1 protein-coding gene and 1 pseudogene are annotated in these 15,629 nt (G+C 74.7%); both read right to left on the bottom strand.

The window, feature by feature from the left end; translation table 11 throughout:
- Positions 1-30: 30 nt before the first annotated feature.
- Positions 31-10,659: a type I polyketide synthase gene (locus tag OG974_RS30810; RefSeq protein WP_331735059.1), complete on the bottom strand. Its 10,629-nt coding sequence runs from the start codon at positions 10,657-10,659 to the stop codon at positions 31-33.
- A gap of 57 nt (positions 10,660-10,716) precedes the next feature.
- A pseudogene (locus OG974_RS30805) lies at positions 10,717-15,606 on the bottom strand (type I polyketide synthase); the annotation flags it as partial.
- Between the last annotated feature and the right edge of the window lie 23 nt (positions 15,607-15,629).

Below are 15,629 nucleotides of genomic sequence, written 5' to 3'. Positions count from 1 at the left end.
AGCTTCTGGTCAGAATTGGACATCGGCTTCTCACATTCCCTGTATCGCGTCGTCCAGCCCGAGACCGTCGAGCGCCATGTTGATCAGACTCTCGGCGTCCATGTCGTCGATCGCTTCTTCCTCCGCGGCGACCGTCGTGGACTCCGTGTGTTCCGCTCGCCCGTCGGCGAGTTCGAGCAGAGTGTCCACCAGGCCCAGTTCGCGCAGGCGGGCCATGGGGACGGTCTGGAGCAGGCGGCGGATCCTGCCCTCGTCGGAGTCGGGGTCGGCCGCGTCGCCGCTCCCCCCGATCCCTTCCCTCGGCCGCAGCTCCTCGGCGAAGTGTTCGGCGAGCGCGAGGGAGTTGGGGTAGTCGAAGACGAGCGTGGCCGGCAGTCGCAGTCCGGTGGCCTCGGCGAGGCTGTTGCGGAATTCGACGGCGGACAGCGAATCGAATCCGAGTTCCTTGAACTCGCGGCCCTTGCCGATCGACGTCGCCCCCGAGTGGCCGAGGATCGCCGCCGCGTGGGCCCGTACGAGGTCGACCAGTTCGTCGGTACGGGCCGCGTCGGACAGCCCGGCCATCCGCCGGTGGAACGCCGCCACGTCGACCGTGGAGCCGGACTCCGCGCGGCGGCGCGAGCGGGCGGGCACCAGGCTCCGGAACAGGTCCGGGAGGTCGGTGGCGTTCCGCATCGCCTTCGTGTTCAGCAGGATCGTCACGAGGGCGGGTGCGCCGTGCGTGCGGGCCGCGTCGAACACCTCGGTGCCCGCGCCGGCCGACAGTGTCTCGATGCCGATGCGGCTCATGCGGCCGCTGTCGGCGACGGCCAGCTCGCCGGCCATGCCGCCGCCGGCCTCCTCGGCCGCCCACGGTCCCCAGGCGAGGGACTGGGCGGGCAGGCCCTGGGCCCGGCGGTGGGAGGCGAGGGCGTCCAGGAAGGCGTTGGCGGCCGCGTAGTTGGCTTGGCCCGGGTTGCCGAGCACACCGGCCACCGAGGAGAACAGGACGAACGCGGCCAGGTCCAGGCCCGCGGTCAGCTCGTGCAGGTGCAGGGCCGCGTCGACCTTGGGGCGCAGGACCGCGCTCACGCGCTCCGGTGTCAGGGAGGCGAGGACGCCGTCGTCCAGGACGCCGGCCATGTGAATCACGCCGGTCAGCGGGTGGGCGGCCGGGATCGCTGCCAGGAGGGCGGCGAGGGCGTCCCGGTCGGAGGCGTCGCAGGCCGCGATCTCCACCTGGGCGCCCAGTTCCGAGAGTTCCGCGACCAGTTCGGCCGCGCCCTCGGCCGCCGGACCCCGGCGGCTCGTCAGCAGCAGGCGGGTCACGCCGCGCTCGGTGATCAGGTGCCGGGCGAACAGGCGGCCCAGCATGCCCGTGCCGCCGGTGATCAGCACCGTGCCATCGGGGGCGAACTCGGCGGCCGCGGCCGCTGCGGTGTCGGCGTCCGCCGCGGCCCGTACGAGGCGCGGGGCGTGGACGGCGCCGGCCCGTACGGCGGACTGCGGTTCGCCGGAGGCCACCGCGAGGGCGACGTCCGCCGTGTCTGCGGCGTCGGCGGTGTCGGCGGTGTCCGTGTCGAGGAGGACGACGCGGCCCGGGTTCTCCGACTGGGCGGTCTTCACCAGGCCCCAGACGGCCGCGCCGGCCAGATCGCCCACGTGTTCGTCGGCGACGGCGACCGCGCCGCGGGTGCGGACGACGAGCGTCGATCCTTCGAAGCGCTCACCGGCCAGCCATTCCCGCAGGACGTCCAGGGCCTGGCCGACGGCGGTGTGCACCGCGGCGGCGTCCGACCCGGCGGGGGCGTCCCAGACGACGGTGTCCGCGACCGGGCCGTCGCCGAGCGACTGCCATGCGGCCACCGGCCGGGCGTCGGCGGTGGCCGTCGGCTGCTGCGTCGGCCAGTCGATCCGGAACAGTGCGTCCCGGACCACGGAGCGGCCGTCGGCGGCCAGCTGCTCCGCGGCGAGCGGGCGCAGCATCAGCGAGGCGAGCGAGGCGACGGGGACCCCGGAGGCGTCCGCGAGGTCGACGGCGACCGAGCCCTCGCCACGGGCGGAGACCCGTACGCGCAGGCTCGCGGCGCCGTCCGCGGTGAGCGAGACGCCGGAGAGGGCGAAGGGCAGGGCGGCCTCGCCGCCGGTCACGCCGGACAGCGCGACCGGGTGCAGCGCCGCGTCCAGCAGCGCGGGGTGGACCCCGTACCCGTCCGGCTCCACGCCGTCGGGCAGTGCGACCTCGGCGAAGACGTCGTCGCCGGAGCGCCAGGCCGCCTTCATGCCCTGGAAGACGGGGCCGTAGGCCAGGCCGGCCTCGGCCACGTCCGCGTAGAACCCGTCCAGGTCGACCGGCTCGGCGCCGGCGGGCGGCCAGGCCGTCGCGTCGAAGGGGCGCGCGGGTTCGGCGGCCTCCTCGGCGAGCGTGCCGACCGCGTGCCGCACCCACGGCAGGTCCTCGTCCTCGCCGCGCGAGTGGAAGGTGACCGGACGCCTGCCCGACCCGTCGGGGGCGCCGACCGCGACCCGCACCGCGACTCCGCCGTGCGGCGGGAGCACCAGCGGCGCCTCCAGCGTCAGTTCGTCCACGGCCGGGCAGCCGATCCGGTCGCCCGCCTGGACGGCGAGCTCCACGAAGCCGGTGCCGGGGAAGAGGACGGTCTCGCCGACCTTGTGGTCGGCCAGCCACGGCTGGGCAGAGAGCGCGAGGCGGCCCGTGAGGACGATCCCGTCCGTCTCGGGTGCGGAGATCACCGCGCCGAGCAGCGGGTGGTCGACCGTCGAGAGGCCGAGGGAGGTGGCGTCGCCGCCCGCCTGGCCGTCGAGGATCCAGAACCGGCGGCGCTGGAAGGCGTACGTCGGCAGGTCGACGCGGCGGGCGCCGGTGCCGGCGTAGAAGGCCTGCCAGTCGATGCGCGTGCCGGTGGTGTGCAGGCGGGCCAGTGCGGTGAGCAGGGTGCGCGATTCGGGGCGGTTCTTGCGCAGGACCGGCTCGACGGCGACGTCCCGGCCGTCCAGGGTGGTGCCGGTCAGGGCCGACAGGATGGCGTCGGGGCCCAGCTCGACGAAGCGGGTGACGCCCTGGCCGTGTAGGAAGCGGACGGTGTCGGCGAAGCGGACGGCCTCGCGCAGGTGGCGGGTCCAGTAGTCCGGGGTGCCCCAGTCCTCGCTGATCTCGCCGTGGACGCCGGAGACCACCGGGATCTTCGGCTGGTGGTACGTCACGTTCTCGGCGACCAGGTGGAACTCGGCGAGGACCGGGTCCATGAGCGGCGAGTGGAAGGCGTGCGAGACGCGCAGCCGGGTCGTCTTGCGGCCCAGTGCGGTGAAGACGGCGGTGATCTCCTCGACCGCGTCCTCGGCGCCGGACACGACGATCGAACGCGGGCCGTTGACCGCGGCGATGCCGACCTTGTCGGTCAGGTGCGGCAGGACCTCCTCCTCCGTGGCCTCGACGGCGGCCATCGCACCACCGGTGGGCAGCGCCTGCATCAGGCGGCCGCGGGCGGCGACGAGGCGGGCCGCGTCCTCCAGGGAGAGCACCCCGGCGGCATGGGCCGCGGTGATCTCGCCGATGGAGTGGCCGGCCAGGAAGGACGGGCGGACGCCCCAGGACTCGACGAGCCGGAACAGGGCCGTCTCGATCGCGAAGAGCGCGGGCTGCGTGAACGCGGTGCTGTTCAGCAGCGCCTCGTCCTGGCCCCACATCACCTCGTACAGCGGGGTGTCGAGGTAGGCGTCGAGAGCGGCGACGACCTCGTCGAGGGCGGCGGCGAAGACCGGGAAGTCGGCGTGCAGTTCCCGGCCCATGCCCAGGCGCTGCGCACCCTGGCCGGTGAACAGGAAGGCCGGCTTGCCGTCCCGTACCGCGCCCTGCACCGCGCCCGCGGCGGCGGGCGTGCCGTCGGCCAGCGCGGCGAGTGCGGCCAGCAGCTCCTCGCGGTTCCCGGCGACGACCGCGGCGCGGTGGTCGTGGGGGGTGCGGGAGGTGGCCGCGGAGTGGGCGAGGTCGGTCAGGGAGAGTTCCGCGTCCTCGGTGACCCGCGTGCGCAGGCGTTCCGCCTGTTCGGCGAGGGCCTGCGGGCTGCGGGCCGACAGCACCACCGGTACGAGGGGCAGTTCGCGGTGTTCGCCGGCGGGCGCCGTGGTGGCGGGGGCCTCTTCGAGGATGACGTGGGCGTTGGTGCCGCTGAGGCCGAAGGAGGAGATGCCGGCGCGGCGCGGGCGGCCGGCGCGGGCGGGCCAGGCGACCGGTTCCTGGAGCAGCTTGACGTTGCCCGCCTCCCAGTCGACGACCGGGGTGGGCTCGTCGACGTGCAGGGTCTTCGGCATCAGGCCGTGGCGCAGGGCCTGCACCATCTTGATGACGCCTCCGACGCCGGCGGCGGCCTGGGCGTGGCCGATGTTCGACTTGAGGGAGCCCAGCCACAGCGGCTTGTCCTCGTCGCGGTCCTGGCCGTAGGTGGCGAGGACGGCCTGGGCTTCGATCGGGTCGCCGAGGGTGGTGCCGGTGCCGTGCGCCTCGACGACGTCGACGTCGGCGGTGGTCAGGCCGGCGCCCTCCAGGGCGGTGCGGATGACGCGCTGCTGGGAGGGGCCGTTGGGGGCGGTGAGCCCGTTGGAGGCGCCGTCCTGGTTGACGGCGGAACCCCGTACGAGGGCCAGGACGCGGTGGCCGTTGCGGCGGGCGTCCGAGAGGCGCTCGACGACGAGGACACCGACGCCTTCCGACCAGGCGGCGCCGTCGGCGGCGCCCGCGAAGGACTTGCAGCGGCCGTCCCTGGCCATGCCCTTCTGGCGGCTGAACTCGACGAACACCTCGGGGTCGGACATCACGGTGACGCCGCCGGCCAGGGCGAGGGTGCACTCGCCGGACCGCAGTGCCTGGACGGCCAGGTGCAGGGAGACGAGGGAGGACGAGCAGGCCGTGTCGACCGTCATGGACGGGCCCTCGACGCCGAGGACGTAGGACACCCGGCCCGAGGCGATGCCGCCCGTGCTCGCGTTGTGCGCGTAGTCGTGGTACATCATCCCGGAGTAGACGCCGGTGCTGCTGCCCTTGAGGGTGCGCGGGTCGATGCCGGCGTCTTCGAACGCCTCCCAGGACGCTTCCAGCAGCAGCCGCTGCTGCGGGTCCATGATGAGCGCCTCGTTCGGGCTGATGCCGAAGAAGTCGGGGTCGAAGTCGCCCGCGTCGTAGAGGAATCCGCCCCGGGCGACGTAGCTGGTGTCGGGACGGGCGCCGGTCGGGTCGTAGATGCGGGCCAGGTCCCAGCCGCGGTCGGCCGGGAAGTCGGAGATCGCGTCGACGCCGTCGGCGACGGCCTGCCACAGGCCGGCGGGCGAGGTGATGCCGCCGGGGTAGCGGCAGGCCATGCCGACGATGGCGACGAGGTCGTCGTCGGCCGTCGCGGCGGTGGTCTTGCGGGCCGCGGGCTGTGCGGCCGCGGGCAGTCCGGACACCTCGGTGAGCAGGTGGCGGGCCAGGGCGAGCGGGTTCGGGTAGTCGAAGACGACGGTGGCGGGCAGGCGCAGGCCGGTGGCCTCGGCGAGTCCGTTGCGGAACTCGACGGCGCGCAGCGAGTCGAAGCCGAGCTCCTTGAACGCCCGCTCCGGCTCGATGGCCTGGGTCGAGCTGAAGCCCAGTACGTCGGCGACCTGCCGCAGCACCAGCTCGACGAGCACCTCTTCGCGGTCGGCGGCGGGCAGTGCGGCCAGCCGCTGCTGGAGGGCGCCGGCCTCGATCTTGCCGCCGGCCTTGCGGCGGCCCGTGACCGGGGCGAGGGAGCGGAACACCTCGCGGGCGCTCCCGCCCTGGGCGCGGATCGCGCCGAGGTCCAGCTTGACGGGTACCAGGGTGGCGTCGCCCGCGCTCCGTGCGGCGTCGAAGAGCGCGACGCCCTCCTCGGCGGAGATCGGGAAGACGCCGCCCTGCGAGATGCGGGAGCGTTCGGCTTCGGTCAGGCTGCCGGTCATGGCGCTGGCCTCGCCCCAGAAGCCCCAGGCGAGGGACTGGGCGGGCAGGCCCCGGGCCTGCCGGTGGGCGGCGAGGCCGTCCAGGAAGGCGTTGGCGGCAGCGTAGTTGGCCTGGCCGGGGTTGCCGAACACGCCGGCGACGGAGGAGAAGAGGACGAAAGCGGCCAGGTCGGCGTCCGAGGTGAGTTCGTGCAGGTTGAGGGCCGCGTCGACCTTCGGGCGCAGGACGGCGTCGATGCGTTCGGGGGTGAGCGAGCCGAGGATGCCGTCGTCGAGCACGCCCGCCAGGTGGATGACGCCGGTGAGGGGGTGCTCGGCCGGGACGGCGGCCAGGAGGGCGGCGAGCGCGTCGCGGTCGGCGGCGTCGCACGCCGCGATCTCGACGTGGGCGCCCAGTGCGGTGAGTTCGGCGGCGAGTTCGGCGGCGCCTTCGGCGTCCGGGCCGCGGCGACCGGCGAGCAGCAGGCGGCGCACTCCGTGCGCGGTGATCAGGTGGCGGGCGAAGACCCGGCCCAGCATGCCGGTGCCGCCGGTGAGCAGCACGGTGCCGTCCTCGGCGAACCGGGGGGCTGCGTCCGCGTCGGTCGCGGTGGCGCGGACCAGGCGCGGCGCGTACGCCACGCCGTCGCGGACGGCGATCTGGGACTCGCCGGCGGCGTACGCGGTGAGGACGTCGGCGTCGGTCGCGGCGTCGGCCAGGACGATGCGGCCGGGGTTTTCGGACTGGGCCGACCTGACCAGGCCCCATGCGGTGGCGCCGGCCTGATCGGTGACGTCCTCGCCGGCCAGGGCGGCGACCGCGCCGCGGGTGCGGACGACGAGGACCGATGCGGCGTACCGCTCGTCCGCGAGCCATTCCCGGACGACGGCGAGGGCCTGGTGCGCGGCGGTGCGGGCGGCGTCGGCTCCGGTGCCGGCGGGGGCGTCCCACAGGACCACGTCGGCCGGCTCGGCGTCCTCGGCGGCGGACCGGGTGGCCTCCCACGTGGCGAGGGAGGCATCGGCGGTGGCCGCCGGGAGGGCCTGCCAGTCGATGCGGAACAGGGCGTCCCGGGTGAGGGAGCGGTCCTGGGCCAGCCGGTCGTCGGTGAGCGGCCGCAGGACGAGCGAGTCGACCGAGGCGACGGGCTGCCCGGAGGCGTCGGCGAGGTCGACGGCGACCTCGCCGTCGCCGAGTGCGCTGACCCGTACGCGGACGGCGGCGGCGCCCTCGGCGGCGAGGGTGACCCCGGACCAGGCGAACGGCAGGGCCGCCTGGTCTCCGGTGACGCCGGTCAGCGCGACCGTGTGCAGGGCCGCGTCCAGCAGCGCCGGGTGGAGGCCGTACGCGGTGCCGTCGGTGCCGTCGGGCAGGGCGGCTTCGGCGTACACGTCCTCGCCGAGGCGCCAGGCCGCGGTCAGGCCGCGGAACACCGGGCCGTAGTCCAGGCCTTCCGCGGCGACGTTCTCGTAGAAGTCCCGAAGGTCGACGGGTTCGGCGTCGGCGGGCGGCCATGTGGTGGTGTCGAAGGGGCGGGCGGGGGCGGCGGTGCGGCCGAGGGTGCCGACCGCGTGCCGGGTCCAGGACAGGCCCGTGTCCTCGCCGCGCGAGTGGACGGTGACTCCCCTGCGGCCGGCCGGGTCAGGCGCCTCGACGGTGACCCGAACGGCGACGCCGCCGCGCGCGGGCAGCACCAGCGGGGCCTCCAGGGTCAGTTCCTCGACGGTGGTGCAGCCGGCCCGGTCGCCGGCCAGGACGGCCAGCTCGACGAAGCCGGTGCCGGGGAAGAAGACCTGGTCGCCGACCCGGTGGTCGCCGAGCCAGCCGTGGGTGGCGGTGGAGAGACGACCGGTCAGCGTGAAGCCGTCGCTGTCGGGCGCGGTGATGACGGCGCCGAGCAGCGGGTGGCCGGCCGGGTCGAGGCCGGCGGCCTCGACGTCGCCGGTGCCCGCGGGGGCCGGGGCCCAGTAGTGCTCGCGCTGGAAGGCGTACGTGGGCAGGTCGGCGGGGCGGGCGGGGGCGGAGCCGTGGAAGAGGGTCCAGTCGACGGGCGCGCCGGCCGCCCAGGCCTCGGCGAGGGAGGTGGCGAAGCGCTGTACGCCGCCTTCGCCGCGGCGCAGCGAGCCGACCGGTGCGGCGCTGACGCCGACGGCGGACACGGTCTCGGCGAGGCCGACGAGCAGGCCGGGGTGCGGGCTGGCCTCGACGAAGACGGTGAAGCCGTCGTCGAGGAGGGCGCGGGTGGTCTCCTCGAACAGGACGGTCTGGCGCAGGTTGCGGTACCAGTAGTCGGCGTCGAGGGTGGCGGTGTCGACGGGGGCGCCGACGACGGTGGAGTAGAAGGCGACGTCCGCGGAGCGGGGGGTCACGCCGGACAGGGCCTCGCGGACCTCGTCGCGGATCTCCTCGACGAAGACGGAGTGCGAGGCGTAGTCGACGGGGATCTTACGGGCCTGGATCCCGCCCGCCTCAAGGTGGGCGTACAGCGCGTCGAGGTCGTCGGGGTGGCCGCAGACGACGACCGAGGTGGGGCTGTTGACGACGGCGAGCTGGAGCCGGCCGTCCCAGCGGGCGATGAGTTCGCGGACCTCGGCGGACGGCAGGCGTACGGACATCATGCCGCCGCGGCCGGCCAGCCCGGACCGGATGATCTTGCTGCGGAGGGCGACGACGCGCGCGCCGTCCTCCAGGGACAGGGCGCCGGCGACGGTGGCCGCCGCGATCTCGCCCTGGGAGTGGCCGACGACCGCTGCCGGTTCGACGCCGAAGGAGCGCCACAGCTCGGCCAGCGAGACCATGACGGCCCACAGCACCGGCTGGACCACGTCGACCTCGTCGTAGGTGGGGGCGCCGGGCTCGCCGCGTACGACGTCCAGCAGGTTCCAGTCGGTGAACGGGGCGAGGGCTTCGGCGCAGGCCCGCATCCGGTCGGCGAACACGGGCGAGGAGTCGAGCAGTTCGACGGCCATGCCGATCCACTGCGAGCCCTGGCCCGGGAAGACGAACGCGACCTGCGGGGAGCCGGAGGCGGTTCCGCGGACCAGGTGGGGGGCCTTGCCGCCGTCGGCGAGGGCGTCGAGGCCGGCCAGCAGGGCGTCCTTGCCGTCGCCGAGGACGACGGCGCGGTGGTCGAAGGCGGTGCGGCGGGTGATCAGGGCGTGACCGATGCCGCGCGGGTCCTCGTCCCCTGCGCGCTCGCGGACGAACGCGGCCAGTTTCTCCGCCTGGCCGCGCAACGCCCGGGCGCTGCGCGCCGAGACGACGTACGGCAGGACCGGGGAGGTGACGGCCGGGGCCTGACGGACCGGCTCGGCGTCCGCGGCGGCCGACTCCGGCTCCGGCGCCTCCTGGAGGATGACGTGGGCGTTGGTGCCGCTGAGGCCGAACGCGGAGACACCGGCGGTGCGGGCGTGGTCCTCGGCCTTGGGCCAGGGCAGCGCCTCGGTGAGCAGCTCGACGTGGCCGGCGGTCCAGTCGACGTGACTGGACGGCTCGGCGACGTGCAGGGTGCGCGGCATGAGTTCGTTGCGCATCGCCATGACGGTCTTGATGACGCCGCCGACGCCGGCCGCGCCCTGGGCGTGGCCGATGTTCGACTTGAACGAGCCGAGCCGCAGCGGCCGCTGGGCGGTGTGGTCCTGGCCGTAGGTGGCGAGCAGGGCCTGCGCCTCGATGGGGTCGCCGAGGGTGGTGCCGGTGCCGTGGGCTTCGACGAGGTCGACGTGGGCGCCGGGTATCTCGGCGTTGGCCAGGGCCTGGCGGATCACCTTCTGCTGGGCGGGGCCGTTGGGCGCGGTCAGCCCGTTCGAAGCGCCGTCCTGGTTGATCGCGGAGCCCTGGATCACCGCGAGGACCTCGTGGCCGTTGCGGCGGGCGTCGGAGAGGCGCTCCAGGAGGATGACGGCGGCGCCCTCGGCCCAGCCGGTGCCGTCGGCCGATTCGGAGAACGCCTTGCAGCGGCCGTCGGGGGACAGGCCCTTCTGCTTGCTGAACGCGACGAACGGCGACGCGGTCGACATGATCATCACACCGCCGGCCAGGGCGAGCTTGCACTCGTTCTGGCGCAGCGCCTGCGCGGCGAGGTGGATGGCGACCAGGGAGGACGAGCAGGCGGTGTCGACGGTGAAGGCGGGGCCTTCCAGCCCCAGGGTGTACGAGACCCGGCCGGAGATGACGGACGAGGCGCGGGAGGTCGCCATGAACGCCTCGACGGCCTCCGGGACGCCTTCCTCGTAGTCGCCGTAGTCCTGGATGCCCGAGCCCATGTAGACGCCGACCTGGCTGCCCCGCAGGGTCTCCGGGTCGATGCCGGCGCGCTCGAACGCCTCCCATGACACTTCGAGGATCAGGCGCTGCTGCGGGTCGGTGCCCTCCGCCTCCAGTGGGCTGAGCCCGAAGAAACCGGGGTCGAACATGCCGGCGTTCTCCAGGAACCCGCCCTGGTGGACGTAGCTCGAACCGGGGGCGTCCGGGTTCGGGTCCATCAGGGTCTCAAGGTCCCAGCCACGGTCGGTGGGCATGCCCGCCACGGCGTCGCGGCCCTCGGCCACCAGCTGCCAGAGCTCTTCCGGCGTGGTGATCCCGCCGGGGTAGCGGCAGCTCATGGCCACGATCGCGATCGGCTCCCGCGCCTGAGCCTCGACGTCCTGGAGCCGCTGCCGGGTCTGGTGCAGGTCGGCCGTGACTTTCTTCAGGTAGTCGAGGATCTTCTCGTCATTTGCCATGTCGGGTCTCACCGAGTCCTTTTGATGAATGTGTCGGCAACGTGCTCGGGGGCTCGGTCAGGCCAGGCCGAGTTCTCTGTCGATGAAGGCGAAGACGTCGTCCGCCGAAGCGGATTCGAGCTGGTCGCGGACCATCTCGCCGGTTCCCTGGAGGTCGGTGAGCCTGCCGACCAGGGCTTGCAGCCGCGAGGTGATCCGGCTGGAGCGGATCTCTTCGATGTCGAGGGAGGCGGCGAGCTCCTCGAAGCGGTCCAGCTCGGTGAGCACGTCGGCCGGGCCGCCGTCGCCGTCCTGGAACAGCTCGGTGCGCAGGAACGCGGCCAGTGCGGCGGGCGTCGCGTAGTCGAACACCATCGTGCTCGGGAGGTTCGCGCCGGTCGCCTCGCTCAGGCGCGAGCGCAGTTCCACGGCGGCGACGGAGTCGAAGCCGAGGTCCTCGAAGGCGCGGGTCGGTTCGAGTTCCGCCGGGGAGTCGTAGCCGAGCAGGGCGGCGACCTTGCCGCGGACCAGGTCGAGCAGGGCGCGGGTCTGCTCCGCCTCCGGCTTGCCGGCCAGCGAGGCCACCAGCGCGGATCCGCCGCCCGCGGCCGCCGGATCGGCGGCGCGGGCGAGGATGTCGCGCACCTCGGGCAGGGCGTCCAGGAGCGGGCGGGGCCGGGCCAGCGTGTACGTGGGGACGAAGCGCTCCCAGTCGAACTCGGCGACCACCAGATGGCTCTCCTCGTGCTCGATGACCTGGCGCAGGGCGCCGACCGCGATGGAGGGCCGCATGGCGGGCGCGCCGATCCGGCGCATCATCGCGCCGAGTTCGGCGTCGACCATGCCGCCGTCCCACGAGCTCCAGGCGACGGAGGTCACCGTGCGGCCCTGGGCGCGGCGCCGGTGGGCGAGGCCGTCGAGGTGGGCGTTGGCCGCGGCGTAGGCGCTCTGGCCGGCGCTGCCCCATACGGCGGCGCCGGAGGAGAAGAGGACGAACGCGTCCAGCGGGCGGTCGGCGAGGAGTTCGTCGAGGAGGACGGCTCCGGTGACCTTGGCGTGGCCGACCTTGGCGAACTCTTCGAGGGAGAGGTCGGCGAGCGGGGCGATGCGCTGCATGGCGCCGGCCGCGTGGATGACGGCGGTGAGCGGCTGGTCCTCGGGTACGGAGTCCAGGACGCGGGACAGGGAGGCCCGGTCGGTGACGTCGCAGGCCTCGATCGTCACGCGGGCGCCGAGGCCGGTCAGTTCGGCGACGAGCTCGTCGGTGCCGGCGGCGGCGCTGCCGCGGCGGCTGGTGAGCAGCAGGTGCCCGGCGCCCTCGGCGGCGAACGTACGGGCCACGTGGGCGCCGAGGCCGCCGGTGCCGCCCGTGATGAGGACGGTGCCGTGCGGCTGCCAGGTCCGGCGGGGCTCCTGGCCGGCGAGGGGGGCGCGCACGAGGCGGCGTACGAAGACGCCCTGCGGCCGGATCGCGACGGCGTCCTCTCCGGAGGTGCCGGTCAGCAGGGAGCACAGCTGCCGGGCGCTGCCGGCGTCGACGGCGGCGGGCAGGTCGACGATGCCGCCCCAGGTTTGCGGGAGGTCGAGGGCGAGGGATCCGGCGAGGCCCCACAGGGGGGTCTGGGCGACGGCGGTCACCTCGTGGGAGCCGGCCACGGCCGCCGCTTCGGAGGTGGCGAGCCACAGGGGGGCGGCGAGGCCGGCGTCGCCGTGGGCCTGTACCAGGGTGATGGTGGCGGCCAGGCCCCGGGAAAGCACCGGGTGTTCGGGGTACGGCCGCTCGTCGAGGGAGAGCAGCGACAGCACTCCGGCGGCGGTGCGGCCGCGCAGCGCCTCGGTGAGCGCGGCGCGGTCCTGGCCGTCGACCTCGACGGTCTCGGGGGCGGCACCGGCGTCGGCGAGGGCGGCGAGCACGGCGGCGACCCGGGGGTCGGCGGCGTCCTGCGGGCTCACGGCGACGATCCAGGTGCCGGTCAGGGCGGCGGCGGGCAGGGCGTCGGGGGCGGGCTGCCACACGACGCGGTAGCGCCAGGAGTCGAGGGTGTACGCGTCGTGGTGGCGGCGGCGCCACTTCGAGAGGGCGGGCAGCACCTCGTGCAGGGGGTCGGCGGCGATCTCCAGCCGGCCGGCGAGCGTGTCGACGTCGGCGTGCTCGACGGCGTCCCAGAAGGCGGTGTCGGCCGGGTCGACCGCGCCGGCGCCGGTGCCCGCGGCGAGCAGGCCGGGGGTGGCCGGGACGGTGTCGGCCCAGAAGCTGCGGTGCTGGAACGGGTAGGTGGGCAGCGCCAGTCGGCGGGCCGGGCCGCCGAACAGGGCGGTCCACTCCACGGCGGCGCCGCGGGCGAAGACCTGGGCGACGGCGGCCAGGAGGGTGCGCGCCTCGTCGCGGCCGCGGCGCAGGGCGGGTACCACGGCGACGGCGCCCGCGCCGGTGTCGGCCGTGAGCGAGTCGGCGGCCATCGGGGTGAGCGCGGCGTCCGGGCCCAGTTCGAGAAGGATGCGGGCGCCGTCGGCTTCGAGGGTGCGCAGGGCGTCGGAGAAGCGGACGGCCTCGCGGACGTGGCGGACCCAGTAGTCGGCGCTCTGGAGCTCGCCGGGCCCGGCCGGCCGGCCGGTCAGGTTCGACACGACCGGGATGCGGGCTTCGTTCCAGGTCACGCTCTGCGCGACCTGGCGGAAGTCCTCCAGCATCGGGTCCATGAGCGGGGAGTGGAAGGCGTGCGAGACCCGCAGTTCCTTGGTCTTGCGGCCCTCGTGCCCGAAGTGGGCGGCGATGGCGCGGACGGTGTCCTGCTCGCCGGAGACGACCACCGAGCGGGGCCCGTTGATCGCGGCGATGCCGACGCGCTCGGTGAGGTGGGGGCGGACCTCCTCCTCGGTGGCCTGGATCGCGGCCATGGCGCCGCCGGCGGGCAGGGCCTGCATCAGGCGGCCGCGTGCGGTGACGAGGCGGGCGGCGTCGGCGAGGTCGAGGACGCCGGCGACGTGGGCCGCGGTGATCTCGCCGATGGAGTGGCCGGCCAGCAGGTCCGGGCGCAGGCCCCAGGACCGGACGAGCCGGAACAGGGCGGTCTCGACGGCGAACAGCGCGGGCTGGGCATAGGCGGTGCTGCTCAGCAGCTCCTCGTCGTCACCCCACATCACGTCCTTCAGCGGGGTGTCGAGGTGCGCGTCGAGGGCGGCGGCCGCCTCGTCGAGGGCCTCCGCGAACGCGGGGAAGGCGGCGTGCAGTTCACGGCCCATGCCCAGGCGCTGGGCACCCTGGCCGGAGAAGAGGAAGGCGGTGCGGACGTCGGGTTCGGCGACGGCGCGGGCGGCGTCGGCCGGGGTGTCGCCCTCGGCGAGGGCCGACAGGCCCCGTACGAGCTCGTCGCGGTCGGCGGCGAGCAGGACGGCGCGGTGCTCCAGCGCGGCGCGGGTGGTGGCCAGCGAGAAGCCGAGGTCCCGTACGGGCGCCCCGTCCCCGGCGGTGTCGTCGGCGGCCAGGTGGTCCAGCAGGTTGGCCGCCTGGGCGCGCAGGGCGTCCGCGGTCTTCGCCGACAGCGGCAGCAGCGCCGGGACCGAGGCGTCGGGGGCGGTGTCCGGCGCGGTGGCATCGGCGGCCGGGGCGTCCTCGGCGGGCGCGGCCTCGATGATGACGTGCGCGTTGGTGCCGCTCAGGCCGAACGCGGAGACGGCGGCGCGCCGCGGCTCCCCGTGGTCGGGCCAGGCGACGGCCTCGGTGAGCAGCCTGATGTTGCCGGCCGACCAGTCGACCTTGGGGGTCGGCTCGTCGACGTGCAGGGTCTTGGGCAGGACGCCGTGGCGGATCGCCTCGACCATCTTGATGATGCCGCCGACGCCGGCGGCGGCCTGCGCGTGCCCGATGTTCGACTTGATCGAGCCCAGCCACAGCGGCCGGTCCGCGGGGCGGCCCTTGCCGTACGTGGCGAGCAGCGCCTGCGCCTCGATCGGGTCGCCGAGGGTGGTGCCCGTGCCGTGCGCCTCGACCGCGTCGACCTGGTCGGCGGTCAGCTGCGCGCCGGCCAGGGTCTGCTCGATCAGCCGCTGCTGGGACGGGCCGTTGGGGGCGGTGATGCCGTTGGAGGCGCCGTCCTGGTTGATGGCGGAGCCGCGGATGACGGCGAGCACCGGGTGGCCGTTGCGGCGGGCGTCGGAGAGCCGTTCGACGACGAGCATGCCGGCGCCTTCGCCCCAGCCGGTGCCGTCGGCTGCCGCGGCGAAGGACTTGCAGCGGCCGTTGGGGGCGAGGCCCCGCTCCTGGCTGAAGCCGACGAAGGAGGTGGGCGTCGCCATCACGGTCACGCCGCCGGCCAGCGCCAGGCCGCACTCGCCGGCGCGCAGGGCCTTGACCGCCCAGTGGAGGGCGACCAGCGAGGAGGAGCAGGCCGTGTCCACGGTGACCGCGGGGCCCTCCAGGCCGAGGGTGTAGGAGATGCGGCCGGAGGCGATGCTGCCGAGGCCGCCGATCCCACCGTCGGAGGGGTAGTCGTGGTAGACGACGCCGGCGTAGACGCCGGTGCGGCTGCCGCGCAGCGAGAGCGGGTCGATGGTGGCGCGCTCCAGCGCCTCCCAGGAGGTCTCCAGCAGGAGGCGCTGCTGGGGGTCGGTCTCCCGCGCCTCCTTGGGGCTGATCTTGAAGAAGTCGGCGTCGAACCGGTCGGCGTCGTGCAGGAAGCCGCCTTCGCGGGCGTACGACTTCCCGGGCGTGCCCGGCTCCGGGTCGTACAGCCCGTCGACGTCCCAGCCGCGGTTGAGGGGGAAGCCGGTGATCCCGTCGCCGCCCGAGGCCACCAGGTCCCACAGGTCCTCGGGGGAACCGATCCCGCCGGGGTAGCGGCAGCTCATCCCGACGATCGCGATCGGCTCGTGCTCGCGGGCCTCGGCCTCCCGCAGGCGCCGCTTGGCACTCTGCAGGTCGGCGGTGGCGCGCTTGAGATAGTCGCGGAGTTTGTCCTGGTCAGGCATCTGAAGTCAACCAATCTGAAGCC

It is taken from the genome of Streptomyces sp. NBC_00597 (assembly GCF_041431095.1).
Lineage (GTDB): Bacteria > Actinomycetota > Actinomycetes > Streptomycetales > Streptomycetaceae > Streptomyces.
Note: the sequence above shows the minus strand (reverse complement) of the source record. Positions and strands in the feature narration are given on the sequence as shown.